General features: G+C 59.4%; 24 protein-coding genes. 14 read left to right on the top strand and 10 right to left on the bottom strand.

Going from position 1 to position 23,376, the window contains the following annotated elements:
- Positions 1–8: 8 nt before the first annotated feature.
- Positions 9–296, bottom strand: a complete 288-nt coding sequence (gene gatC, locus CKW16_RS17445; protein ID WP_095129456.1) for an Asp-tRNA(Asn)/Glu-tRNA(Gln) amidotransferase subunit GatC — start codon at positions 294–296, stop codon at positions 9–11.
- Between the two features lie 214 nt (positions 297–510).
- On the opposite strand from gatC, the gene mreB reads away from it, so the two are divergent.
- From mreB to tldD, 8 genes are all read left to right on the top strand, one after another.
- The gene (gene mreB, locus CKW16_RS17440; RefSeq protein ID WP_002555108.1) at positions 511–1,548 is read left to right on the top strand and encodes a rod shape-determining protein MreB; all 1,038 of its coding nucleotides are present in this window, start codon (positions 511–513) and stop codon (positions 1,546–1,548) included.
- A 142-nt stretch (positions 1,549–1,690) separates the two neighbouring features.
- Entirely contained in the window at positions 1,691–2,815 is a 1,125-nt protein-coding gene (gene mreC, locus CKW16_RS17435; protein WP_095129455.1) for a rod shape-determining protein MreC, read from the top strand.
- Positions 2,815–3,306 carry a rod shape-determining protein MreD gene (mreD, locus tag CKW16_RS17430; protein WP_008148886.1) on the top strand — a complete coding sequence of 164 codons (492 nt, stop codon included), beginning with the start codon at positions 2,815–2,817 and terminating at the stop codon, positions 3,304–3,306. Before mreC ends, mreD begins: the two co-directional genes overlap by 1 nt.
- A gap of 44 nt (positions 3,307–3,350) precedes the next feature.
- Complete coding sequence (locus tag CKW16_RS17425; protein ID WP_095129454.1) at positions 3,351–3,947, top strand: nucleoside triphosphate pyrophosphatase; 597 nt, start codon at positions 3,351–3,353, stop codon at positions 3,945–3,947.
- A gap of 57 nt (positions 3,948–4,004) precedes the next feature.
- A complete protein-coding gene (gene rng, locus CKW16_RS17420; RefSeq protein WP_033058026.1) occupies positions 4,005–5,462 on the top strand; it encodes a ribonuclease G in 1,458 nt (485 codons plus the stop codon).
- 75 nt (positions 5,463–5,537) lie between these two features.
- Entirely contained in the window at positions 5,538–9,341 is a 3,804-nt protein-coding gene (locus tag CKW16_RS17415) for a YhdP family protein (protein ID WP_095129453.1), read from the top strand.
- An 89-nt stretch (positions 9,342–9,430) separates the two neighbouring features.
- Entirely contained in the window at positions 9,431–10,279 is an 849-nt protein-coding gene (locus CKW16_RS17410; protein WP_095129452.1) for a carbon-nitrogen hydrolase family protein, read from the top strand.
- Between the two features lie 18 nt (positions 10,280–10,297).
- Positions 10,298–11,740 (top strand): metalloprotease TldD, encoded by a 1,443-nt coding sequence (gene tldD, locus CKW16_RS17405; RefSeq protein WP_095129451.1) that lies wholly within the window; start codon positions 10,298–10,300, stop codon positions 11,738–11,740.
- A gap of 60 nt (positions 11,741–11,800) precedes the next feature.
- Here the strand turns inward: tldD and yjgA are convergent, their stop codons facing one another.
- On the bottom strand, positions 11,801–12,325 hold the full coding sequence (yjgA, locus tag CKW16_RS17400; protein ID WP_074873785.1) for a ribosome biogenesis factor YjgA: 525 nt from the start codon (positions 12,323–12,325) through the stop codon (positions 11,801–11,803).
- A gap of 108 nt (positions 12,326–12,433) precedes the next feature.
- On the opposite strand from yjgA, the gene pmbA reads away from it, so the two are divergent.
- The 6 genes from pmbA to CKW16_RS17370 all read left to right on the top strand — a co-directional run bounded on the left by pmbA (position 12,434) and on the right by CKW16_RS17370 (position 17,673).
- Positions 12,434–13,780, top strand: coding sequence for a metalloprotease PmbA (gene pmbA, locus CKW16_RS17395; RefSeq protein ID WP_008148871.1), 1,347 nt, complete (start codon positions 12,434–12,436; stop codon positions 13,778–13,780).
- Positions 13,781–13,915: 135 nt separating this feature from the next.
- Positions 13,916–14,323, top strand: coding sequence for a FagA protein (locus CKW16_RS17390; protein ID WP_095129450.1), 408 nt, complete (start codon positions 13,916–13,918; stop codon positions 14,321–14,323).
- The gene (locus CKW16_RS17385) at positions 14,304–15,680 is read left to right on the top strand and encodes an aspartate ammonia-lyase (protein WP_095129449.1); all 1,377 of its coding nucleotides are present in this window, start codon (positions 14,304–14,306) and stop codon (positions 15,678–15,680) included. The genes CKW16_RS17390 and CKW16_RS17385 overlap by 20 nt, the downstream gene beginning before the upstream one ends.
- A 27-nt stretch (positions 15,681–15,707) precedes the next feature.
- On the top strand, positions 15,708–16,136 hold the full coding sequence (locus CKW16_RS17380; protein WP_056742946.1) for a hypothetical protein: 429 nt from the start codon (positions 15,708–15,710) through the stop codon (positions 16,134–16,136).
- Position 16,137: 1 nt separating this feature from the next.
- Complete coding sequence (locus CKW16_RS17375) at positions 16,138–16,749, top strand: superoxide dismutase (protein ID WP_095129448.1); 612 nt, start codon at positions 16,138–16,140, stop codon at positions 16,747–16,749.
- Between the two features lie 30 nt (positions 16,750–16,779).
- Complete coding sequence (locus tag CKW16_RS17370; protein ID WP_095129447.1) at positions 16,780–17,673, top strand: ZIP family metal transporter; 894 nt, start codon at positions 16,780–16,782, stop codon at positions 17,671–17,673.
- A 174-nt stretch (positions 17,674–17,847) separates the two neighbouring features.
- On the opposite strand, the gene CKW16_RS17365 is transcribed toward CKW16_RS17370, so the two are convergent.
- The 8 genes from CKW16_RS17365 to lptC all read right to left on the bottom strand — a co-directional run bounded on the left by CKW16_RS17365 (position 17,848) and on the right by lptC (position 23,369).
- Positions 17,848–18,123 carry an HPr family phosphocarrier protein gene (locus CKW16_RS17365; RefSeq protein ID WP_033058002.1) on the bottom strand — a complete coding sequence of 92 codons (276 nt, stop codon included), beginning with the start codon at positions 18,121–18,123 and terminating at the stop codon, positions 17,848–17,850.
- A gap of 15 nt (positions 18,124–18,138) precedes the next feature.
- Positions 18,139–18,996, bottom strand: a complete 858-nt coding sequence (rapZ, locus tag CKW16_RS17360; protein ID WP_033058000.1) for an RNase adapter RapZ — start codon at positions 18,994–18,996, stop codon at positions 18,139–18,141.
- A gap of 2 nt (positions 18,997–18,998) precedes the next feature.
- On the bottom strand, positions 18,999–19,463 hold the full coding sequence (ptsN, locus tag CKW16_RS17355; RefSeq protein WP_056742951.1) for a PTS IIA-like nitrogen regulatory protein PtsN: 465 nt from the start codon (positions 19,461–19,463) through the stop codon (positions 18,999–19,001).
- Between the two features lie 12 nt (positions 19,464–19,475).
- A complete protein-coding gene (gene hpf, locus CKW16_RS17350) occupies positions 19,476–19,784 on the bottom strand; it encodes a ribosome hibernation-promoting factor, HPF/YfiA family (RefSeq protein WP_007941242.1) in 309 nt (102 codons plus the stop codon).
- Between the two features lie 74 nt (positions 19,785–19,858).
- On the bottom strand, positions 19,859–21,352 hold the full coding sequence (locus tag CKW16_RS17345) for an RNA polymerase factor sigma-54 (protein WP_095129446.1): 1,494 nt from the start codon (positions 21,350–21,352) through the stop codon (positions 19,859–19,861).
- Between the two features lie 184 nt (positions 21,353–21,536).
- Entirely contained in the window at positions 21,537–22,262 is a 726-nt protein-coding gene (gene lptB / locus CKW16_RS17340) for an LPS export ABC transporter ATP-binding protein (protein ID WP_017336541.1), read from the bottom strand.
- Entirely contained in the window at positions 22,262–22,810 is a 549-nt protein-coding gene (gene lptA, locus CKW16_RS17335; protein WP_095129445.1) for a lipopolysaccharide transport periplasmic protein LptA, read from the bottom strand. Before lptA ends, lptB begins: the two co-directional genes overlap by 1 nt.
- The gene (gene lptC / locus CKW16_RS17330) at positions 22,797–23,369 is read right to left on the bottom strand and encodes an LPS export ABC transporter periplasmic protein LptC (protein ID WP_095129444.1); all 573 of its coding nucleotides are present in this window, start codon (positions 23,367–23,369) and stop codon (positions 22,797–22,799) included. The genes lptA and lptC overlap by 14 nt, the downstream gene beginning before the upstream one ends.
- Positions 23,370–23,376: the final 7 nt, after the last annotated feature.

The raw sequence follows: 23,376 nt of genomic DNA, 5'->3' as shown, positions 1-23,376 counted from the left end.
CTTTCCCTTTAGTCGATGACTTTCGGAACCAGGTACAGGCCGTTTTCGACCGCTGGTGCGATGGACTGATAGGCCTCGCGATGATTGGTCTCGGTCACGACGTCTGCACGCAGGCGCTGGCTGGCTTCCAGTGGGTGGGCGAGCGGCTCGATACCGTCGGTATTGACCGCCTGCATTTCGTCGACCAGTCCCAGAATGCTGTTCAGGGCCGAAGTGATGTGTGGAAGATCGGCTTCATTAAGGCCAAGACAGGCCAGATGAGCGATTTTTTCCACGTCGGAGCGTTCAAGCGTCATGGGATTCTCCAGTGGAAGGAAAACAGAACGGATGCTATCCGTGTGTTAGATTGTCGGAACACTACCGCATTTCTACGGTCATAAGGCCGCGATTGTGGGGGTTGGTGCACAGAAAAGCGGCCAATTTAACATATTGGCGCCTTGCCCAAAATCCCTGTCGTTGTTAGAGTTTGCCGCACTTTTTTACCCACGCGTTGCCTAGGGTCCCTTTCCCATGTTCAAGAAACTGCGTGGCATGTTTTCCAGCGATCTTTCCATTGACCTGGGCACTGCCAACACCCTTATTTACGTGCGCGAGCGCGGTATCGTCCTGAATGAGCCATCGGTTGTGGCTATTCGGACACACGGTAACCAGAAAAGTGTCGTTGCTGTCGGCACCGAGGCCAAGCGCATGCTCGGCCGTACGCCGGGCAACATTGCTGCCATTCGTCCGATGAAGGACGGTGTGATCGCCGACTTCAGCGTTTGCGAAAAGATGCTGCAGTACTTTATCAACAAGGTTCACGAAAACAGCTTCCTGCAGCCTAGCCCTCGCGTGTTGATCTGCGTTCCGTGCAAATCCACCCAGGTTGAGCGTCGTGCCATCCGTGAGTCGGCTCTCGGTGCCGGTGCCCGTGAAGTGTTCCTGATCGAAGAGCCAATGGCTGCTGCGATCGGTGCCGGCTTGCCGGTTGAAGAAGCTCGCGGCTCGATGGTTGTCGATATCGGTGGCGGTACCACTGAAATCGCGCTGATCTCCCTGAACGGTGTGGTTTACGCCGAGTCCGTACGGGTTGGCGGCGACCGCTTCGACGAAGCGATCATCACTTACGTGCGTCGCAACTACGGCAGCCTGATCGGCGAATCCACTGCCGAGCGCATCAAGCAGGAAATCGGTACTGCCTACCCGGGCGGCGAAGTTCGCGAAGTCGACGTTCGCGGCCGTAACCTGGCCGAAGGCGTTCCACGCGCATTCACCCTGAACTCCAATGAAGTGCTGGAAGCTCTGCAAGAGTCCCTGGCAACCATCGTTCAAGCTGTGAAAAGTGCGCTGGAGCAATCGCCTCCGGAACTGGCTTCCGATATCGCCGAGCGTGGTCTGGTACTGACCGGTGGTGGCGCCTTGCTGCGTGATCTCGACAAGTTGCTGGCCCAGGAAACCGGTCTGCCGGTAATCGTTGCCGAAGACCCGCTGACCTGCGTTGCTCGCGGCGGTGGCCGTGCGTTGGAAATGATGGATAAACACACCATGGACCTGCTGTCGAGCGAGTGATCTCGCCCGACGCATCTATGCTGTTGGCGCGCAGGCAGCACTTTGCAGTGCTGCCTGTTGGCGTTTATCTTCTGTCAGTCTGCATCCAGGCCGGTTTGATGCCGTATGAATAAAGAGAACATTTGCCTGGGAGGAGCGGCTTATTAAACCGCTTTTCACCAAAGGGCCTTCACTGGGCGTGCGCTTGTTGGTGCTGGTCGTGCTATCGGTCGCGCTGATGGTGGTCGATGCCCGCTTCACACTGCTCAAGCCAGTGCGTAGCCAAATGTCGCTGGTGCTGATGCAGTCTTACTGGATCACCGACCTGCCACAGCGGCTATGGCAGGGTGTGGCCAGCCAATTTGGCAGCCGTACCGAGCTCGTCGCCGAAAACGAAAAACTCAAAACCGAAAACCTGCTGTTGCAGGGGCGCATGCAAAAGCTTGCCGCCCTCACCGAGCAGAACGTTCGGCTGCGCGAGTTGCTCAACTCCTCCGCGCTGGTCAACGAGAAGGTCGAAGTGGCCGAGCTGATCGGCATGGACCCCAATCCCTTCACCCATCGCATCATCATCAATAAAGGTGAGCGCGACGGTGTGGTCCTCGGTCAGCCGGTGCTCGATGCCCGCGGCCTGATGGGGCAGGTGGTCGAGTTGATGCCGTACACCTCTCGTGTGCTGTTGCTGACCGACACCACTCACAGCATTCCGGTGCAGGTGAACCGCAACGGTCTGCGGGCGATTGCCAGCGGCACCGGTAACCCGGAACGCCTGGAGCTGCGTCACGTGGCCGATACCGCCGACATTAAAGAAGGCGATCTGCTGGTCAGCTCCGGTCTGGGTCAGCGGTTCCCGGCGGGTTACCCGGTGGCGACGGTCAAGGAAGTGATTCACGATTCCGGTCAGCCGTTCGCTATTGTGCGTGCCGTACCGACCGCCGCCTTGAACCGCAGCCGTTACCTGCTGCTGGTGTTCACCGACGGCCGCACAGCCGAAGAGCGCGCCAACGAAGCTGCCCAGGCTCAAGAGGCTTTGGACCAGCACGGTGGTGGACCGATCATTCCAGCGACCGTGCCGAAACCTGCCATCGTCCCGGCTGCTGTTGCTGCGCCAGTGACGCCGGTTGCGCCGACGACTGCCCCAGCTGCCCCTGCTGCCACAACCCCGCCCAAACCTGCGGCAACTCATCCTGCTGCTGTGAAACCTGCCGCCAGCAAGCCGCCCGCTGCCGTGAAGCCTGCTGCCAAACCGCCTGTCTCTGCGCCGGCTACCACTGGGGGACGAGAATAATGGTTGGTGCTACTGCCTCCCGAAACGGCTGGATGGTCTGGCTGACGTTCGCCATCGGCATGCTGCTCAGCGTTTCGCCGCTGCCGCAATTCATGGAAATCCTCCGTCCACTGTGGCTGGCCTTGCTGCTGGCATTCTGGGCGTTAGCCATGCCGCAGAAAGTCGGGATGGTCACCGCCTGGTGCCTGGGCCTGGCCGAAGACGTGCTCTATGGCACGCTGCTGGGTCAGAACGCGTTGATCCTGACGCTGATCACATACCTGGTGCTGGCGTTGCAACAACGCCTGCGCATGTTCCCGATGTGGCAACAGAGCCTGGTGATCCTGGTGATCTTCGGCCTCGCGCAGCTTGTTCAACTATGGCTCAGCGCCCTGACCGGCAATCGTCAGCCGACGCTGGCGCTGGTCTTGCCGGCATTGGTCAGCGCATTGCTCTGGCCATGGATCAGCTACGGTTTGCGCGGTTTGCGTCGACGCTACAAAATCAATTAATTCGGTCAGGCATTTGCCCGCACCTCGACAAGGGAGATGTCTTGATGAAACAGCTGTACCTCGCCTCAGGCTCGCCGCGTCGGCGTGAACTGCTCACGCAGATCGGCGTGCCGTTCTCCGCCATCAGCGCGGACATCGATGAAACCCCTTTAGAAGATGAATCCCCATCGGCCTATGTTGAGCGCCTGGCGCGCGGCAAAGCCGAGGCCGGGCGCGGGACTGTCGTGTCCGACGCAGATTTTTGCGTGCTGGGCGCCGACACCGCCGTGGTGCTGGACGGAAAAATTCTCGGCAAGCCGGTTGATGAAGCCGAGGCGTGCGCCATGCTTATGATGTTGTCCGGGTGTGAACATGAAGTCCTGACAGCGATCGCGGTGCGAGAGGGTGAGCGTTGCGAGTCTCGGGTGGTGCGCAGTCTGGTGCGTTTTCGCAACATCGGTCGTGATGAAGCGGTGGCTTACTGGGCCAGCGGCGAGCCGCAAGACAAGGCCGGCGGCTACGGCATTCAAGGGCTCGGCGCGGTGTTTGTCGCCGGGCTCAATGGCAGTTACTCGGCGGTGGTCGGGTTACCTCTGTGCGAAACCGCTGAGCTGCTTGGCCATTTCGGCATACCCTGTTGGCAAACCCTTAACGCGCGTTGAGCGTCGTACTGACAAGATGCGGCCATTATCGTGAACATGCCTGAACGAGACCCTGCCATGAGTGAAGAGATCCTGATCAACATCACGCCGATGGAATCGCGCGTGGCGGTGGTTGAAAACGGTGTTCTGCAAGAGGTCCACGTCGAGCGCACGCAAAAGCGCGGGATCGTCGGCAACATCTATAAAGGCAAGGTCGTGCGGGTATTGCCCGGCATGCAGGCGGCATTCGTCGACATCGGACTGGACCGCGCCGCATTCATTCATGCCTCGGAAATTTCCCTGCGCGAAGGCCCTGCGGTCGAGAGCATCAGCGCTCTGGTTCACGAGGGTCAGAGCCTGGTGGTGCAAGTCACCAAGGACCCGATCGGCTCTAAAGGCGCACGCCTGACGACTCAGTTGTCGATCCCATCGCGTTATCTGGTGTACATGCCGCGCACGGCACACGTCGGCATTTCGTTGAAGATCGAAGACGAAGCCGAGCGCGAACGACTCAAGCAAGTGGTCACCGATTGCGTGGCCAAAGAAGGCATCCAAGAGGCCGGTGGTTTCATCCTGCGTACCGCTGCCGAAGGTGCCGGTGCCGATGAAATCCTCATGGACATCCGCTACCTGCGTCGTCTCTGGGATCAGATCAACGAGCAGATCAAAACCATCAGCGCGCCGAGTGTGATCTACGAAGACCTCGGCCTGGCGCTGCGCACCTTGCGTGATCTGGTGAGTCCGAAGATCGAGAAGATCCGCATCGACTCCCGGGAAACCTTCCAGAAAACCACGCAGTTCGTCGCCGAACTGATGCCGGAAATCGCCGATCGTCTTGAGCATTACCCTGGCGAACGGCCGATCTTCGACCTGTACGGCGTCGAAGACGAAATCCAGAAAGCGCTGGAGCGCAAAGTCCCGCTGAAGTCCGGCGGTTACCTGGTGGTCGATCCGGCGGAAGCCATGAGCACCATCGACGTCAACACCGGGGCGTTCGTCGGTCATCGCAACCTCGAAGAAACCATCTTCAAGACCAACCTCGAAGCCGCGACCGCCATCGCTCGTCAGCTGCGCCTGCGCAACCTGGGCGGGATCATCATCATCGACTTCATCGACATGGAAGATGAAGAGCACCAGCGTCAGGTGCTGCGCACGCTCGAGAAGCAACTGGAACGCGATCACGCCAAGACCAACATCATCGGCATCACCGAGTTGGGCCTGGTGCAGATGACTCGCAAGCGCACCCGTGAAAGTCTCGAACAAGTGCTGTGCGAGCCGTGCAGCAGCTGCCAGGGCCGCGGCAAGCTCAAGACGCCGGAAACCGTTTGCTACGAGATTTTCCGCGAAATCCTCCGAGAAGCTCGCGCCTATCAGGCGGAAGGCTATCGTGTATTGGCAAACCAGAAAGTGGTCGACCGTTTGCTCGATGAAGAATCGGGCAATGTCGCCGAGCTCGAAGGTTTTATCGGACGCACCATCCGGTTCCAGGTGGAAACCATGTATTCCCAGGAACAATACGACGTGGTGCTGCTCTGAATCGCTGTATTTCAACCCTGTTAGAACGGCTGGCCTCAGCTTTTTGCAGTATTTTTGCCATGGGAGCCAACTGACATGGAACGTCTGACACGCATTTTGGCCGCACTGACCCGCTGGGGTCTGGGGCTATGTGCGTTGGTATTGGTGTTGATGGCGTTATACGTCAGCCTCGGCCGAGAGCTGACGCCGCTGGTGGCCGAGTACCGTGCCGAAGTCGAAGCCAAAGCCAGCGCTGCCTTGGGCATGCCGCTGAACATCGGCGAACTGGAAGGTAACTGGAGCGGCTTTGCTCCGATTATGCTGGCTCACGACGTGATGGTCGGCGAGGGCGCCAATGCCCTGCGTCTGGATCAGGTGCGCGCGGTGCCGGATCTGTGGGCCAGCTTGATGGCTCGTGAAGTGCGCATCGCTCACCTGGAACTCAGCGGCCTGAAGATCAGCCTCAAGGAAGGCGAGGACGGCCATTGGGCGCTGGAAGGTTTGCCGGTGCAGCAGGATCAGCCGCTGGATCCTGAGCAATTGCTCAATCGCATGCAGATGGTTCAGCAACTGTCGGTACTCGATAGCCAAGTCACTTTGCAGCCACTGCAAGAGCAGCCGCTGACCCTGACTTACGTCGGTCTGAATCTGAAAACCGGCGTCTCCCGCCAGCGACTCGACGCCCGTTTGACCCTGCCCGACGGACAACCGGTGGCCATCAGTCTGCGTACCCGTCTGCGCGCCAGCGAATGGAAAGACGGCGAGGCCGACGCGTATTTGAGCCTGCCGCAAAGCGACTGGTCGAAATGGTTGCCTGAGCGCGTGACCCAACAATGGAATTTTTCCGAGTTCAAGGCCGGCGGCGAGCTTTGGGTGAACTGGAACAAGGGCGCCCTGCAAAGTGCTGCGATTCGCTTGAACGCGCCGCAACTCAAGGGCGCGTACGCCGAGCGCAAGCCGATCCAGATCAACAATCTTGCGCTCAATGGCTATTTCCAGCGCAGCTCCGAAGGCGTACTGGTAACTCTGGATTCACTGGCCATGAGCCTTGGCGAGACCCGTTGGGAATCGCATCTGCAATTCAAACAAAACGCGGCGACCGACAAGACTGAAGAGCTTTGGCATCTGCAAGCCGACCGCCTCGATCTTACCCCGATCACTCCGATACTGAATGCGTTGGGGCCGCTGCCCGAAGGCGTCGCTACGGCCGTCGAGCGACTCAAAGTGACCGGTGGCCTGCGCAACGTGCTGATCGACTTCCGGCCCAATGCTACCGACGACAGCAAGTTCAGCTTTGCCGCCAATCTGGATCGGGTCGGCTTCGATGCCTATCACGGTGCTCCGGCGGCTCGAAATGTCAGTGGCAGCATCAGCGGAGATCTAGGCGGTGGCGAGCTGCGCATGGACAGCAAGGATTTTTCCCTGCACCTGGACCCGATCTTCGCCAAGCCATGGCAGTACATTCAGGCCAATGCCCGACTGACCTGGAAACTCGATAAAGAAGCCTTCACCTTGATCGCGCCGTACCTGAAGGTGCTGGGCGAGGAGGGCAAGATTGCCGGCGACTTCCTGATCCGCCTGCATTTCGACCACACCCAGGAAGACTACATGGACCTGCGGGTTGGTCTGGTGGACGGCGACGGTCGTTACACCGCCAAGTACTTGCCTACACTGCTCAGCCCGGGGCTGGATGAATGGCTGCGTACGGCAATTCTCAAAGGTGCGGTGGACGAAGGCTTCTTCCAGTACCAGGGGTCGCTGAACCACGGTGCCGCCGAGACTGCCCGCAGCATCAGCCTGTTCTTCAAGGTTCACGATGCCGAACTGGCCTTTCAGCCAGGCTGGCCACATGTCAGCAAAGTCACGGGTGACGTGTTTGTTGAAGACAGCGGTGTGCGGATCCTGGCCAGCAAGGGGCAGTTGCTCAATACCCAGGTCAGCGACATTTACGTCAATATTCCCCGTGCGCCAGCGGGGCAAAACGTCCATCTGTTCCTCGACGGCGGATTCGCCGGCGGGTTGGGCGATGGCCTGAAGATTCTCCAGGAAGCGCCGATCGGCACCGCAGCCACCTTTGCCGGTTGGGAAGGCGAGGGCGATCTGCGGGGCAAACTGAAGCTGGACATTCCATTGGTCAAAGGCGAGCAGCCGAAGATCCTCGTCGACTTCAAGACCGCCAAGGCCCGTTTGAAAATGGCCGAGCCAACCCTGGAGCTGACTCAGCTCAAGGGCGATTTTCGTTTCGACAGCACCAAGGGTTTGAGCGGGCAAAACATCACCGCGCGCGCCTTTGATAAACCGGTTACCGCACAGATTTTCGCCGATGGCAGCCCCGGCAACCTCAAGACTCGCGTCGTCGGCTCCGGCCAGGTCGAGGTCAAGAAACTGACTGACTGGCTGAGTGTTACTCAGCCGTTGCCAGTGTCCGGTGTGATCCCTTATCAGCTGCAACTGAACCTTGATGGGGCCGACAGTCAATTGATGGTCAGCTCTAACCTCAAGGGCGTAACAATCGATTTACCGGCGCCGTTCGGCATGGCGGCCGACGTCGGCCGTGACACCACGTTCCGCATGACCCTGCAGGGGGCGGAGCGGCGTTACTGGGTCAATTACGGTGAGCTGGCTAACTTCACGTTTGCGGCACCGCCCGGCAATTTTGCCGACGGTCGTGGCGAGTTGTTCCTGGGGGGCGGTAATGCCGTGCTACCCGGCGCCAAAGGCCTGCGGGTGCGCGGTGTGCTGTCGGAACTGGATGTCCGCCCCTGGAAAGACCTGGTAGACAAGTACGCCGGCCAGGATCCGGGCGGCAACGCCAAACAGTTGCTCAGCGGTGCGGATTTCAAGATTGGCAAGCTCAGCGGTGTCGGCACTACGCTCGATCAGGCTTCCGTACAGTTGAATCGAAAACCTGCCGCGTGGGCCCTGCAACTCGACAGTCAGCAGGTCAAGGGCGGTGCCAGCATCCCCGATGCGAAAGCCGCGCCAATTGCGATCAATCTGCAATACGTGCGTTTGCCGGCGCCAGACCCGACGGTACTGGCCGACGAAAACTCGCCAGATCCGCTGGCCTCGGTGGATCCGACAAAGATCCCGGCACTGGATATCACCATCAATCAGCTGTTCCAGGGCAAAGACCTCGTCGGAGCCTGGTATCTGAAAGTCCGTCCGATCGCCAAGGGCATTGCGTTTAATACGCTGGATCTGGGCCTCAAGGGCATTCTTCTGCAGGGCAGCGGCGGTTGGGAAGGCACGCCCGGTTCCAGCAGCAGTTGGTACAAGGGCCGGATCAGTGGCAAGAACCTCGCCGATGTGCTGAAAGGCTGGGGCTTTGCGCCGAGTGTCACCAGCGAAGATTTTCATATGGATGTCGATGGTAGCTGGCCCGGTTCGCCGGCCTGGCTGGCCAGCAAGCGCTTCTCTGGAACCCTCGATGCTTCGCTGAGTAAAGGCCAGTTTGTTGAAGTTGAGGGCAGCGCCCAAGCGTTGCGAGTGTTTGGCTTGCTGAACTTCAACTCCATCGGCCGCCGGCTGCGTCTGGACTTCTCCGACCTGTTCGGCAAAGGCTTGAGTTATGACCGGGTCAAGGGTTTGTTGGTCGCGACCAACGGCGTTTACGTGACCAAGGAGCCGATCCGGATGACCGGCCCGTCGAGCAATGTTGAGCTCAACGGCACTCTGAACCTGGTGGGTGACCAGATCGACGCCAAGTTGCTGGTGACTTTGCCAGTGACCAACAACCTGCCGATTGCCGCGCTGATCGTCGGTGCACCGGCTATCGGCGGCGCGCTGTTCCTGATCGACAAGCTGATCGGTGACCGTGTGTCGCGTTTCGCCAGCGTCCAATACACCGTCAAGGGGCCGTGGAAAGAGCCGAAAATCACCTACGACAAGCCGTTTTGACTTTCTTTTTGAAAAGCCACGTCTCGGGCCGATGGAGTAGCATGACCGTAAGTCCCCTGTATGTGTTGATTCCAGATTAGGGAAAGGCCATGTCTGTAGCGGTGATTCAAATGGTCAGCCAGAGCGATGTGCTGGCCAATCTGGCCCAGGCCCGTCGGCTGCTCGAGCAAGCGGCGGCCAGTGGTGCGCAGCTTGCCGTACTGCCGGAAAACTTCGCCGCCATGGGCCGTCGCGACATTGCCGACATCGGCCGCGCCGAGGCAATGGGCGAAGGCCCGATCCTGCCATGGTTGAAACAGACCGCCCGCGACCTCAAGTTATGGATAGTGGCCGGCACGTTGCCGTTGCCGCCGGTGGATCAACCGACGGCCAAAGTGCATGCCTGCTCGCTGCTGGTGGATGACCGCGGCGAAACCGTTGCACGGTATGACAAGTTGCACCTTTTCGACGTCGATGTGGCGGACAATCGCGGGCGTTATCGCGAATCCGATGACTATGCTTATGGCAGTGGGGTAGTCGTGGCGGACACGCCCGTCGGTCGAGTCGGGCTGACGGTGTGTTACGACCTGCGCTTCCCGGAGCTGTACAGTGAATTACGCGCTGCCGGGGCCGAATTGATTACCGCGCCGTCGGCCTTTACCGCGGTGACCGGCGCGGCGCATTGGGATGTATTGATTCGTGCGCGGGCCATCGAAACTCAATGTTATGTGCTCGCGGCTGCCCAGGGTGGGACGCATCCGGGGCCGCGGGAGACCTATGGCCATTCCGCGATTATCGACCCATGGGGGCGTGTGCTGGCGCAACAGGATCAAGGCGAGGCCGTGCTGCTGGCCGAACGCGATAGCAGCGAACAGGCGTCCATCAGGGCGCGGATGCCGGTGTCCAGTCACCGGCGCTTTTTCTCGCAGGGCGCCCGGCGACCTGCCTCAGAACGATGAATTTAAGGCGTAAAGCATATGAGCGAGTTGTTGTCCTCAGTCAGTGAACACCTCCTGGCGCCCGGCGGCGTAACAATCGAGAGCCTGCAAGGTGTGCTCGGCGATCTGGCCGGCCCCGGTATCGATGCTGCCGACCTGTATTTCCAGGGGCAGATTTCCGAGTCCTGGGCGCTGGAGGACGGGATCGTCAAGGAAGGCAGCTTCAATCTCGACCAAGGTGTCGGTGTGCGCGCGCAATCGGGTGAGAAAACCGGTTTTGCCTACAGCAATGCCATTACCCTCGAAGCCCTCGGCGCCGCAGCCCGTGCGGCGCGTTCGATCTCCCGCGCCGGTCAGAACGGCACAGTGCAAGCGTTCACGACCCAGGATGTCGCCCAGTTGTACGGGCCGGACAACCCGCTCGAAGTGATGACCCGTGCCGAGAAGGTCGAACTGCTCAAACGCATCGACGTCGCGACTCGCGCCCTCGACACGCGTATCCAGCAAGTCACCGTGAGCATGGCTGGCGTCTGGGAGCGAATCCTCGTGGCTTCCACCGACGGCGGCCTGGCCGCCGATGTACGGCCATTGGTGCGCTTTAACGTCAGCGTGATCGTCGAGCAGAACGGTCGCCGTGAGCGCGGCGGTCATGGCGGTGGCGGTCGTACCGATTACCGTTATTTCCTCAGCGATGACCGCGCCATGAGCTACGCCCGTGAAGCGCTGCGTCAGGCGTTGGTGAATCTGGAAGCCATTCCTGCGCCGGCCGGTACGTTGCCGGTGGTATTGGGCTCGGGCTGGTCCGGTGTGTTGCTGCACGAAGCGGTCGGCCACGGTCTGGAAGGCGACTTCAACCGCAAGGGCAGTTCCGCCTATAGCGGGCGCATGGGCGAGATGGTTGCGTCCAAGCTCTGCACCATCGTCGATGACGGCACACTGGCCGGGCGTCGCGGTTCCCTGAGCGTCGATGATGAAGGCACCCCGACCGAGTGCACGACGCTGATCGAAAACGGCGTACTCAAAGGCTACATGCAGGACAAACTCAACGCCCGTCTGATGGGCGTGGCCCGTACCGGTAACGGTCGTCGCGAATCCTATGCGCACCTGCCAATGCCGCGCATGACCAACACCTACATGCTGGCAGGCGAAAGTGACCCGGCAGAAATCATCGCCTCGGTGAAGCGAGGCATCTACTGCGCCAACCTCGGCGGCGGTCAGGTGGACATCACCAGCGGCAAATTCGTGTTCTCCACCAGCGAGGCGTACCTGATCGAAGACGGCAAAATCACTGCCCCGGTCAAAGGCGCGACGTTGATCGGCAACGGGCCGGAAGCCATGAGCAAGGTGTCGATGGTCGGTAACGATCTGGCGCTGGACAGCGGCGTGGGGACGTGTGGCAAGGATGGGCAGTCGGTGCCGGTGGGTGTCGGCCAGCCAACGCTGAAAATCGATGCGATCACTGTGGGTGGCACAGGATCTTGAGGGGTTCTTGAAAAAGTGAAGCTTTGGGTGAACCGCGTAGCGGCTCACCCGAGAAGGGACTTAACGCAAACCGCGTTGAGTCTCGTCCAGCTCACGGATGTACTTGAAGATTTTACGGCTCGATGCCGGTGGCTTGTTGGTCGCCAGTTCGTGCTGGGCCTGACGGATCAGGGAGCGCAATTGCTGACGATCAGCCTCCGGGAAGTCGACCACGAATTTCTCCAGGACCGCATCGTCGCCCGCGATCAAGCGATCGCGCCAGCGTTCCAGGCCATGGAAACGTTCGTTGTACTGCCGAGTGGAGGCATCGAGTTGATCGAGCAGAGTCAGAATGGCGTCAGTGTCCTGATCGCGCATCAGTTTGCCGATGAACATAAGGTGCCGTTTACGCGCGATATTCGCGGTGTGCTTGGGCGCATCGGCCAGGGCCCGACGCATGGCGTCGGTCAACGGCAGTTTTGCCAGCAAGTCAGGCTTGAGCGTTGTAAGGCGCTCGCCAAGGTCAACCAGAGCATGAAGCTCGCGTTTAACCTGGGATTTGCTTTTTTCTCCCGTATCGAGGGAGTCGTCGTAAGAATCAACCATGGTGGCCGTCCGCAAAGAAACGCCGCCATGATAACCAGTCGGGGGCCGCTTGTCCGGCCCGGTCGCTCGAAGGCCCCAGCCGAAAGCAGAATTTGAGTGGAGAACAGCATGAGTGCAGTTGAAAGCGTCGGCCCACAAGCGTTGCCGGCACTGCAAGAACAAGTCGAGCAGATCATCGCTGAAGCCAAGCGCCAGGGTGCCAGTGCCTGTGAAGTGGCGGTGTCCCTGGAGCAGGGCCTGTCGACCTCGGTGCGTCAGCGTGAAGTCGAAACCGTCGAATTCAACCGCGATCAGGGCTTCGGCATCACCTTGTACGTTGGCCAGCGCAAGGGCTCGGCCAGCACGTCCGCCAGCGGTCCGGAGGCGATTCGCGAAACCGTCGCTGCGGCGCTGGCCATCGCCAAACACACCTCCGAAGACGAAGCTTCGGGCCTGGCGGATGCGGCGCTGATGGCCAAGGATCTGCAGGACTTCGACCTGTTCCACGAATGGGACATCACCCCGGAGCAAGCCATCGAGCAGGCCCTGGCCTGTGAAGCGGCGGCGTTTGCCACCGACAGCCGGATCAAGAACGCCGACGGCACCACCCTCAGCACCCATCAGGGCTGCCGTGTTTACGGCAACAGCCACGGTTTTATCGGCGGTTACGCGTCGACCCGGCACAGCCTGAGCTGCGTGATGATCGCCGAGGCCGACGGCCAGATGCAGCGCGATTACTGGTATGACGTGAACCGTCAGGGCAATTTGCTGGCCTCTCCGGAGAGCATCGGCCAACGTGCCGCGCAACGGGCGGCGAGCCGTCTGGGCGCGCGCCCGGTGCCGACCTGCGAAGTGCCGGTGCTGTTTTCCGCGGAACTGGCCGGTGGTTTGTTCGGCAGTTTCCTCTCGGCAATTTCCGGCGGCAGTCTGTATCGCAAATCCTCGTTCCTTGAAGGCACGCTGGGGCAGAAACTGTTCCCGGAATGGCTGACCATCGATGAGCGTCCGCACCTGATGCGCGCGCTGGGCAGTTCGGCGTTCGATGGCGATGGTCTGGCAACTTACGCCAAACCGTTCGTCGAAAAAGGCGAGTTGGTCTCGTACATTCTCGGCACGTACTCGGGCCGTAAACTCGGGATGCCGAGCACCGCCAATGCTGGTGGAGTGCACAACCTGTTCGTCACCCATGGCGATGAAGACCAGGCAGCCTTGCTGCGCCGCATGGGCCGCGGCCTGCTGGTGACTGAATTGATGGGCCAGGGCCTGAACATGGTTACGGGCGATTACTCCCGTGGCGCGGCGGGTTACTGGGTCGAGAATGGCGAAATCCAGTTTGCGGTTCAGGAAGTGACCATCGCCGGCAACATGCGTGACATGTTCAAACAGATCGTTGCGGTCGGTAATGACCTGGAACTGCGCAGCAACATTCGTACAGGTTCGGTGCTGATCGAGCGGATGACGGTAGCTGGCAGCTAACGCTTACCCGTTACGCAAAAAGGCGCGTCACCCATCGTTGGGTGACGCGCCTTTTTTGTGTGCTGATTTTCTCGGGGTTGTTTTGGTTCTCATTATCATCTAATAATAAATCTCATTACCGAATGAGCCCGGATCATGAGTTCTGCCTTGCACGAGCAGCCTTACCTCGAAAGCTGGCGCTGGATGAGTCGCCAGATCCGTTGCGCGATGGACCCTGATGAGCCTCGCCTGATCGAACATTACCTGGCCGAAGGTCGGTATCTCGCCTGCTGCACGGCAACCTCTCCCTGGACCATTGCCGAAACTTCTTTCCGTCTGTTGCTCGACACCGCCGCCGATGTCGCGCTGCCCTGGCACTGGCGCACCTTTTGTCTGGACCAGGCCTGGCGGCCGTTGCGCGATCTGGAACGCCTCTCTCTGTGCAAATGCCGCCTCAAGCGCTGGCAAAGCTACACCTGGCAACTGGCGACCTGCGAGTTGCAGCCCTCGATTCCTCTCATAGAACTGGTGCAAGGATTTACAGATGACCAAGACACGCATTGAACGCGACAGCATGGGCGAACTTCAGGTCCCAGTGGATGCGCTCTATGGCGCGCAAACCCAACGTGCGGTGGATAACTTCCCCATCAGCGGCAAGCCGATGCCCGTGCAGTTCATTCGCGCGCTGATCCTGGCCAAGGCCGCCGCTGCCCGAGCCAACGTCGAGCTCAAGCAAATCAGCGAATCCCAGGGCACAGCCATTGTCGATGCGGCGCTGGGTCTGCTCCAAAGCGACTTCATGCAGCATTTTCCGGTGGATATCTTCCAGACCGGTTCCGGTACCAGTTCGAACATGAACGCCAACGAAGTGATCGCCACCCTGGCCAGCCGCCTGCTCGGAGAGCCGGTGAACCCCAACGATCACGTCAATTGCGGCCAAAGCAGCAACGACATTATCCCGACCACCCTCCACGTCAGTGCTGCGTTGGCGTTGCACGAGCAATTGTTGCCGGCGCTGGTGCGTCTGGTTCAGGTGATCGAGCGCAAGGCCGAAGAGGTTCATCACCACGTCAAAACCGGTCGCACTCACTTGATGGACGCCATGCCGGTACGCATGAGCCAGGTGCTCAACGGTTGGGCGCAGCAGCTCAAGGCCAACATCGATCATCTGCAGGATCTGCTGCCGAGCCTGCAATCCCTGGCTCAGGGCGGCACGGCAGTGGGCACCGGAATCAACGCTCATCCGCAATTCGCAGCGCGTTTCAGTGAGCAACTGAGCAAGCTGACCCAAGTGCAATTCAAGCCGGGCGAGGATCTGTTTGCGCTGATCGGCTCTCAGGACACTGCGGTCAGTGTTTCCGGCCAGCTCAAGGCCACGGCCGTTTCGCTGATGAAAATCGCCAACGACCTGCGCTGGATGAACTCCGGCCCGCTGGCCGGTCTTGGTGAAATCGAGCTCGAAGCTTTGCAGCCGGGTTCTTCGATCATGCCTGGCAAGGTCAACCCGGTGATCCCGGAAGCGACCGCCATGGTCGCCGCTCAGGTCATCGGCAATGACACGGTCATCACCATCGCCGGTCAGTCGGGCAATTTCGAGCTGAATGTGATGCTGCCGATCATCGCCCAGAACCTGCTGAGCAGCATCGAGTTGCTGGCCAACTCCAGCCATCTGCTGGGTGAAAAGGCCATCGCCAGCTTCAAGGTGAACGAAGCCAGGCTGAAGGAAGCGCTGTCGCGTAACCCGATCCTGGTCACCGCACTCAACCCGATCATTGGTTACCAAAAAGCCGCGGAGATCGCCAAGAAGGCCTATCAACAGGGTCGTCCGGTGATCGATGTCGCTCTGGAACATACCGACCTGACACGCAGCCAGCTTGAGGTCTTGCTGGACCCGGAAAAACTCACCGCAGGCGGCGTGTAACCACCGCAACCGCTTTGGAGGCTCACCATGGAACACTGGAAACGCACGATCGAACGGGCAAATCGTTGTTTCATGCTGGGCGAATACGTTGATGCCCGCGAGGCTTACTTGCAGGCATTGGCCCTGGCCCAGGTGTTGTTCGAGCGCTGGGCGGATGCCGACGAAGCGGTGGCGGCCTGCGTGATTTCCCACCACAACCTGGCGGATCTGCATTTGCGTCTGAACCAGCCGGAGGAGAGCGCCGAGTACCTGTGCGCCATCCATCAGCGGTTGTTGCAGACCATGCAGGACCCACGACTGGCGCCCGCCCTGCGTGAAGCAGCGTTGCGCCAGAGCAGCAAGACCTACGTCGAGCTGCTGAATTTCATCAGCGAACACGGCGAATATCCGCGCACCCATCGTCTGCTGCACATCGATGCCGCCTCGCCTGCGCCCCTACATCATGGAGTTCATTGAAATGGCTTTTACCTTGCCTGCCTTGCCCTACGCCTACGACGCCCTGGAACCGCACATCGATGCGCAGACCATGGAAATCCACTACACCAAGCACCACCAGACTTACATCAACAACCTCAACGCTGCGGTGGAGGGCACCGAGTTTGCCGAGTGGCCGGTGGAGAAACTGGTGTCAGCTGTCAAGCAACTGCCGGAGAAGCTGCGCGCAGCGGTGATCAATCAGGGCGGCGGGCATGCCAACCATTCGCTGTTCTGGGAAGTGATGGCGCCCAACGGCGGCGGCAATCCTGAAGGCTCTTTGGCTGAGGCGATCGATGAGCAGCTGGGCGGCCTGAGCAGTTTCAAGGAAGCCTTCACCAAAGCCGCGCTGACTCGTTTCGGCAGCGGCTGGGCGTGGCTCAGTGTGACGCCGCAAAAGACGCTGGTCGTTGAAAGCAGCGGTAATCAGGACAGTCCATTGATGAACGGCAATACGCCAATCCTCGGCCTGGATGTCTGGGAGCACGCGTATTACCTGCAATACCAGAACCGCCGCCCGGAATACATCAACGCGTTCTACAGCGTGATCAATTGGCCTGAAGTCGCTACGCGCTATCAGGCTGCACTGGTTTAAGACTTCTGCAAAAACAATCCAAGGCTGGCTATGGGCACTGAAACACTGGCGATCGGAAGTGGACGAATGTTTCGTTACGCATTCGGATCGCTGTTACTGCTGGCAGGCATGACGTTATTGGTTGCCCAAGGCTTGGCGTGGCTGGACCTCGAGCCGAAACTGCTGCGCGCGCTGCAAGGCGGGGCGATCTGCGCTTTGGGCACTGCCTTGGGCGCGGTGCCCGTGCTGGTGATTCGACGGATGCCCCAAACGGTCAGCGATACGCTGCTCGGCTTCGGGGCCGGGGTGATGCTCGCGGCGACAGCGTTTTCGTTGATCGTTCCGGGGATCTCTGCCGCTGAAAACCTGGGGCTGACGCCTTGGGCGGCCAGCGGACTGATCAGTTTCGGCATCATGCTGGGTGCGTTTGGATTGTTCCTGGTTGATCGCAAGGTGTCGGGTGCGTCGCCGGAAATGCTCGTAGGCACGCTGGAGCGACCGGTCATCCCGCCGCGAATCTGGTTGTTTGTGTTTGCGATTATTGCCCACAACATCCCTGAAGGCATGGCGGTCGGTGTGTCGGCGGGGGGTGGCATGCCCGACGCCGATAGCCTGGCCATGGGCATCGCCTTGCAGGATGTACCGGAAGGTCTGGTGATCGCGTTGGTACTGGCCGGGGCAGGGATGTCGCGGGTCAAGGCGTTCCTGATGGGTGCTGCGTCAGGTCTGGTCGAGCCGGTCTTCGCGTTGTTGTGTGCCTGGCTAGTGAGCTTGGCCGAATTGTTGTTGCCCTTGGGGTTGGCACTGGCGGCCGGGGCAATGTTGCTGGTGGTCACCCATGAAGTCATCCCCGAGTCGCGCCGCAATGGTCACGACAAGCTTGCAAGCCTTGGGTTGCTGATCGGGTTTTGCTTGATGATGGTGATGGATACGGCGTTGGCTTAACGGCTGAGCACGGACTTTGTAGCAGCTGGCGAAGCCTGCGTTCGGCTGCGCAGCAGTCGTAAAATTGGGCTCCGCGGTATGTCAGGTAGACCGCGTGAGCAGGTTTTACGACTGCTACGTCCGAACGCGGCCCGAACCGAACGAAGCCTTCGGCAGCTGCTACAGGGCGAGGCGTTATTCGCCTTCGCCGAAGTAGTCATTGATCAAATTCACCAATGCCTGCAGCGCCTCATCAGCCTGTTCACCTTCGGTACTCAGGTGGATTTTGGTGCCCTTGCCCGCAGCGAGCATCATCATTGCCATGATGCTTTTTCCGTCGACCGTGGATTCCGGCGTGCGTCCTACTCTGATCGTGCAATCCTTGAACTCACCGGCGACGCCAACGAATTTTGCAGAAGCGCGGGCATGCAGGCCCAGCTTGTTGATGATTTCAATTTCCAGAGCAGGCATCGCGGTGTGAATCCTTTAGCTGAGGTCGCGGTGGCGAACCTGGACGTTCTTCAGGGATTTTTGCAGGGCCTGGCCCAGACGTTCGGTCAGGTAGACGGAGCGGTGATGGCCGCCGGTGCAGCCAATGGCAATGGTGACATAAGCGCGGTTGCTGGCGGCAAAGCGTGGTAGCCACTTGAGCAAGTAGGTGGAGATGTCCTGGAACATCTCTTCGACGTCCGGCTGTGCCGCCAGGTACTCGGCAACCGGTTGGTCGAGCCCGGATTGATCGCGCAACTCCGGCTTCCAGTAAGGGTTCGGCAGGCAGCGCACGTCGAACACCAGATCAGCGTCCACCGGCATGCCACGCTTGAAGCCGAAAGACTCCACCAGGAACGCCGTACCGGGTTCCGGCTGGTTCAGCAGGCGCAGCTTGATGGTATCTCGCAGCTGATACAGGTTCAGGTTGGTGGTGTTTACTTTGAGATCGGCGAGGTCGGCAATGGGGCCGAGCAGGGCGGTCTCATCGTTGATGGCCTCGGCCAGCGAGCGATTGGCATTGCTTAGCGGGTGACGACGGCGGGTTTCCGAGAAACGTTTGAGCAAGGTTTCTTCGTCGGCGTCCAGATAAAGCACATCACACTGGATATGCCGGCTGCGCACTTCTTCCAGCAGTTCGGGAAACCGCGACAAATGACTCGGCAAGTTACGCGCATCGATGGATACGGCAACTAGCGGTTGCGCCAGCTCAGTGTGAATCAACGCGCGTTCGGCCAGTTCCGGCAGCAGGCCGGCGGGCAGGTTGTCGATGCAGTAGTAGCCGTTGTCCTCGAGAACATCGAGTGCGGTACTTTTACCTGAGCCGGAGCGGCCACTGACGATGATCAAGCGCATGATTAATGACCGTTTTGCTCGTCCAGGACAACCTGATACAAGGCTTCATTGCTCGGGGCGCTGCGCAGTTTTTCGCGCACTTCCTTGCGGTCGAGCATGCTGGCGATCTGGCGCAGTAACTCCAGGTGCGCATCGGTAGCGGCTTCCGGGACCAGCAGAACGAACAGCAGGTCAACCGGGGCACCGTCGATGGCGTCGAAATCAATGGGTGCATCAAGGTGCATCAGGGCGCTGATGGGCGAGGTACAGCCCTTCAGGCGGCAGTGGGGAATGGCAATGCCGTTGCCAAAACCGGTTGAACCGAGTTTTTCACGGGCAATCAGAGCCTCGAAGACATCTTGCATCTCCAGATCCGGCACTTCTTTGTGGATAAGGTTGGCAATTTGCTCGAGGGCTTTCTTTTTACTGCCGCCCGGCACGTTCACGAGGGAACGGCCGGGGGTCAGGATGCTTTCAAGTCGGATCATGGGTTGGGAGTGTTAACGACCGGTCGCGCCCTGGAGGAGGCTTTGGGTCTTTTCCTTATGCTTTTTGAGTTGTTTATCCAGCTTGTCGGTCAGTGCGTCGATCGCCGCGTACATATCGGTATGCTCCGCGTTTGCGACCACTTCATTGCCGGGAATATGCAGCGTGGCTTCGATTTTCTGCTTGAGCTTTTCGACCGTCATCGTGACTTGCACATTGGTGATCTTGTCGAAATGCCTCTCTAATCGTTCGAGTTTTTCGCCGATGTAGGTGCGAAGAGGTTCGGTCACTTCCAGTTGGTGTCCACTGATGTTGACTTGCATACAGCTTCTCCTTCGTTGCCAGTGCATAAAGCGGCAGGCAGAAATGCCTGCCACTGGAACGCTGTGGCGTGGCTCTACATCAACCGCTTACGTTCGCTCGAAGGCGCGATCCCGAGGGATTCGCGGTACTTGGCGACGGTGCGGCGAGCCACCTGAATGCCTTGTGCCTCCAGTAAACCAGCGATCTTGCTGTCACTCAACGGCTTTTTCTGATTTTCCGCGGCAACCAGTTTTTTGATGATCGCGCGGATCGCCGTGGACGAGCATTCACCGCCCTCGGAGGTGCTGACGTGGCTGGAGAAAAAGTATTTCAGTTCATATATGCCCCGGGGGGTATGCATGAATTTCTGCGTGGTCACCCGTGAAATCGTCGACTCGTGCATGCCCACCGCTTCGGCGATGTCATGCAGGACCAGCGGTTTCATGGCTTCGTCGCCGTATTCAAGAAAACCGCGCTGATGCTCGACGATCTGAGTGGCTACTTTCATCAGGGTTTCGTTGCGGCTTTGCAGGCTCTTGATGAACCAGCGGGCCTCTTGCAACTGATTGCGCATGAAGGTGTTGTCGGCGCTGGTGTCGGCGCGGCGCACGAAACCGGCGTATTGAGCGTTGACCCGCAGTCGTGGCACGGATTCCTGGTTCAGCTCCACCAGCCAGCGCTCGTTGTCCTTGCGTACGATCACGTCGGGAACGACGTATTCGGCTTCGCTGGACTCGATTTGCGAGCCTGGGCGCGGGTTGAGGCTCTGCACCAGTTCAATCACTTGGCGCAGTTCGTCTTCCTTGAGCTTCATGCGACGCATCAGCTGGTTGTAATCGCGGCTGCCGAGCAGGTCGATGTAATCGGTGACCAGGCGTTTGGCCTCGACCAGCCAAGGCGTCTTGGCGGTCAACTGGCGCAATTGCAGCAGCAGGCATTCGCCCAGGTTGCGGGCGCCGATGCCAGCGGGTTCGAATTGCTGGATGCGGTGCAGGACGGCTTCGATTTCGTCCAGTTCGATGTCCAGTTCCGGGTCGAAGGCTTCGAGAATCTCCTCGAGGGTTTCGTCCAGGTAGCCCTGATTGTTGATGCAGTCGATCAGGGTCACGGCGATCAGGCGATCAGTGTCGGACATCGGTGCCAGATTCAGTTGCCACAGCAGGTGGCTTTGCAGGCTTTCGCCGGCCGATGTCCGGGTGGTGAAGTCCCACTCGTCATCATCGTTGCTCGGCAGGCTGCTGGCGCTGGTCTGGTAGACGTCTTCCCACGCGGTATCGACGGGCAGTTCGTTGGGGATGCGCTCGTTCCAGTCACCTTCCTCAAGGTTATCAACCGTCGGGGCGGTTTCCTGGTAGGAGGGTTCCTGAATGTCGACGTTAGGTTGCTGTTCGGCTTTGTCGGCCAAGGGGTCGGCGTTATCGAAGTCGTCGCCTTCTTCCTGGCGTTCGAGCATCGGATTGGACTCCAGGGCCTCCTGGATTTCCTGTTGCAGGTCCAGGGTCGACAATTGGAGCAGGCGGATGGCCTGTTGCAGCTGCGGTGTCATCGTCAGCTGCTGGCCCATTCTCAAGACTAGCGATGGTTTCATGGCAGGGGCTTAACACCTTATTCGCCGGCGCACATGCGCCATCCACTACAGGGCGCCGGAGCGCCAAACATAAGCAAATTATATGCCCGAAACTGCAGCGTTTGCCTAGAGCGCTGTAACAATAAAAAAATGTTGATTTTTTATCGAGACAAGCGCCCGGGCAACCAGCCAGACACCTCAGTGCTTACAGGCGGAACTCATGGCCCAGATACACTTCCTTGACCAGGTCGTTGGCCAGGATGGTGGCAGAGTCACCTTCGGCGATCAGCTGGCCATCGTTGACGATGTAGGCGGTTTCGCAGATATCCAGGGTTTCACGGACGTTGTGGTCAGTGATCAGCACGCCAATGCCCTTGGCCTTGAGGTGATAGATGATCTGTTTGATATCGCCCACCGAAATCGGGTCCACGCCGGCGAACGGTTCGTCGAGCAGGATGAATTTCGGGTTGGTAGCCAGTGCCCGGGCGATTTCCACACGGCGGCGTTCACCACCGGACAGGCTCATCCCGAGGTTGTCGCGGATGTGGCTGATGTGGAATTCCTGCAGCAGGCTTTCCAGCTCTTTGCGACGATCGGCCTTGTCGAGTTCCTTGCGGGTCTCGAGGATCGCCATGATGTTGTCGGCCACCGAGAGTTTACGGAAGATCGATGCTTCCTGCGGAAGATAGCCGATACCGGCCTTCGCACGACCGTGCATAGGCTGGTGGCTGACATCCAGGTCGTCAATCAGTACGCGGCCCTGATCGGCTTGTACCAGACCGACAATCATGTAAAAGCAGGTGGTCTTGCCGGCGCCGTTGGGACCCAGCAGGCCGACGATCTGACCGCTGTCGATCGACAGGCTGACGTCACGCACGACCTGGCGGCTCTTGTAGCTCTTGGCCAGATGCTGAGCTTTCAGAGTTGCCATTACTGGGCCTTTTTCTCGTCGGTTTTCGGCTTCGGCTGGATCACCATGTCGATGCGCGGACGCGACTCGGTGACCTTGTTGCCCGTAGCGCGACCGGCGCTCGCAAGCTTTTTGACCGTGTCGTAGACGATTTTCTCGCCTTGGGTGACGTTGTTGTCCTTGTCGATGACTTTGGCGCGATCGATCAATACGACGCGGTTTTGCGAGGCGTGGTACTGGATGGTCACTCCGTAGCCCTGAACAGGCTTGGTGTCGCCAGCCGTCTGCATCTGCTCGAAGTAGGCCAGATTGCCCACCGAAGTCACCACGTCGATGTCGCCGGCCGGGGTGCGGGTGATGGTCACAGTATTGCCTTTAACAATCATCGAGCCCTGGGTAATGATCACGTCACCTTTATAGGTGGCAACACCATTCTTGTCGTCCAGTTGGGCGTCGTCGGCCTGGATACGGATAGGCTGCTCTTGATCGTTCGGCAGAGCCCAGGCGCTCACGCTTCCCAGTGCTGCGCTCAGACCGAGCAAAATAGGGAGGGTTTTAACGAGCCTCATACTGTCCTCTTACGTTAGATAGCAGGTGTATCCTGCTTTCTTTCAAATACGCTTTCATTCCCTTGCCAGTCGACACACCACCAGCGCCGTCGATTCTAACGGGTTGCTCGGTCTGCGCATATTGCTGCTGCGGGAACACTGTCATGCGGGTGGTGGTAATCAGGGTCTTGCGGTTTTTCTCGTCGAAGCGCGTGATGCGCACCGAGTCAATCAGTTCGACCTGAGTGCCGTCGGGATTCACTTCGCCGTGCTCGCTCTGGACATGCCACGGAAACTCGGTGCCGCGAAACAGGTTCAGGTCGGGATTGGTCAACAGCGTCACTTCGGTGGCTTTCAGGTGTTCAACCTTGTCGGACGTCATTTCGTATTGCAGTTTGCCGTCCGGCAGGTATTGCACGCTGTGGGCGTTGATCGCGTAATAGTCGATCGCGGTTTCATCGATCTTTGCCACCGGCTGATCGAGGAAGCGTTCCGGGCTGATGTTCCAGTAACCGACCGCCGCGAATATCGCTGCGATGCAACCGAACACCAGGAATTTGCGAATCTTTTTGCTCAGCATAGTTGGC

The organism is Pseudomonas sp. Irchel s3h14, from assembly GCF_900187425.1.
GTDB lineage: Bacteria > Pseudomonadota > Gammaproteobacteria > Pseudomonadales > Pseudomonadaceae > Aquipseudomonas.
The sequence above is the reverse complement of the archived record's forward strand: the minus strand, read 5'-3'. Positions and strand labels throughout refer to the sequence as shown.

What these genes read in the sequence shown, in the direction of transcription:
- lptC (WP_095129444.1), bottom strand. Translation starts at nt 23,369, where the DNA reads ATGCTGAGCAAAAAGATTCGCAAATTCCTGGTGTTCGGTTGCATCGCA.
- yjgA (WP_074873785.1), bottom strand. Translation starts at nt 12,325, where the DNA reads ATGGTTGATTCTTACGACGACTCCCTCGATACGGGAGAAAAAAGCAAA.
- tldD (WP_095129451.1), top strand. Translation starts at nt 10,298, where the DNA reads ATGAGCGAGTTGTTGTCCTCAGTCAGTGAACACCTCCTGGCGCCCGGC.
- CKW16_RS17425 (WP_095129454.1), top strand. Translation starts at nt 3,351, where the DNA reads ATGAAACAGCTGTACCTCGCCTCAGGCTCGCCGCGTCGGCGTGAACTG.
- gatC (WP_095129456.1), bottom strand. Translation starts at nt 296, where the DNA reads ATGACGCTTGAACGCTCCGACGTGGAAAAAATCGCTCATCTGGCCTGT.
- CKW16_RS17410 (WP_095129452.1), top strand. Translation starts at nt 9,431, where the DNA reads ATGTCTGTAGCGGTGATTCAAATGGTCAGCCAGAGCGATGTGCTGGCC.
- CKW16_RS17415 (WP_095129453.1), top strand. Translation starts at nt 5,538, where the DNA reads ATGGAACGTCTGACACGCATTTTGGCCGCACTGACCCGCTGGGGTCTG.
- rapZ (WP_033058000.1), bottom strand. Translation starts at nt 18,996, where the DNA reads ATGCGCTTGATCATCGTCAGTGGCCGCTCCGGCTCAGGTAAAAGTACC.
- pmbA (WP_008148871.1), top strand. Translation starts at nt 12,434, where the DNA reads ATGAGTGCAGTTGAAAGCGTCGGCCCACAAGCGTTGCCGGCACTGCAA.
- hpf (WP_007941242.1), bottom strand. Translation starts at nt 19,784, where the DNA reads ATGCAAGTCAACATCAGTGGACACCAACTGGAAGTGACCGAACCTCTT.
- CKW16_RS17390 (WP_095129450.1), top strand. Translation starts at nt 13,916, where the DNA reads ATGAGTTCTGCCTTGCACGAGCAGCCTTACCTCGAAAGCTGGCGCTGG.
- lptB (WP_017336541.1), bottom strand. Translation starts at nt 22,262, where the DNA reads ATGGCAACTCTGAAAGCTCAGCATCTGGCCAAGAGCTACAAGAGCCGC.
- lptA (WP_095129445.1), bottom strand. Translation starts at nt 22,810, where the DNA reads ATGAGGCTCGTTAAAACCCTCCCTATTTTGCTCGGTCTGAGCGCAGCA.
- CKW16_RS17370 (WP_095129447.1), top strand. Translation starts at nt 16,780, where the DNA reads ATGGGCACTGAAACACTGGCGATCGGAAGTGGACGAATGTTTCGTTAC.
- CKW16_RS17345 (WP_095129446.1), bottom strand. Translation starts at nt 21,352, where the DNA reads ATGAAACCATCGCTAGTCTTGAGAATGGGCCAGCAGCTGACGATGACA.
- CKW16_RS17380 (WP_056742946.1), top strand. Translation starts at nt 15,708, where the DNA reads ATGGAACACTGGAAACGCACGATCGAACGGGCAAATCGTTGTTTCATG.
- mreD (WP_008148886.1), top strand. Translation starts at nt 2,815, where the DNA reads ATGGTTGGTGCTACTGCCTCCCGAAACGGCTGGATGGTCTGGCTGACG.
- rng (WP_033058026.1), top strand. Translation starts at nt 4,005, where the DNA reads ATGAGTGAAGAGATCCTGATCAACATCACGCCGATGGAATCGCGCGTG.
- CKW16_RS17385 (WP_095129449.1), top strand. Translation starts at nt 14,304, where the DNA reads ATGACCAAGACACGCATTGAACGCGACAGCATGGGCGAACTTCAGGTC.
- ptsN (WP_056742951.1), bottom strand. Translation starts at nt 19,463, where the DNA reads ATGATCCGACTTGAAAGCATCCTGACCCCCGGCCGTTCCCTCGTGAAC.
- CKW16_RS17365 (WP_033058002.1), bottom strand. Translation starts at nt 18,123, where the DNA reads ATGCCTGCTCTGGAAATTGAAATCATCAACAAGCTGGGCCTGCATGCC.
- CKW16_RS17375 (WP_095129448.1), top strand. Translation starts at nt 16,138, where the DNA reads ATGGCTTTTACCTTGCCTGCCTTGCCCTACGCCTACGACGCCCTGGAA.
- mreB (WP_002555108.1), top strand. Translation starts at nt 511, where the DNA reads ATGTTCAAGAAACTGCGTGGCATGTTTTCCAGCGATCTTTCCATTGAC.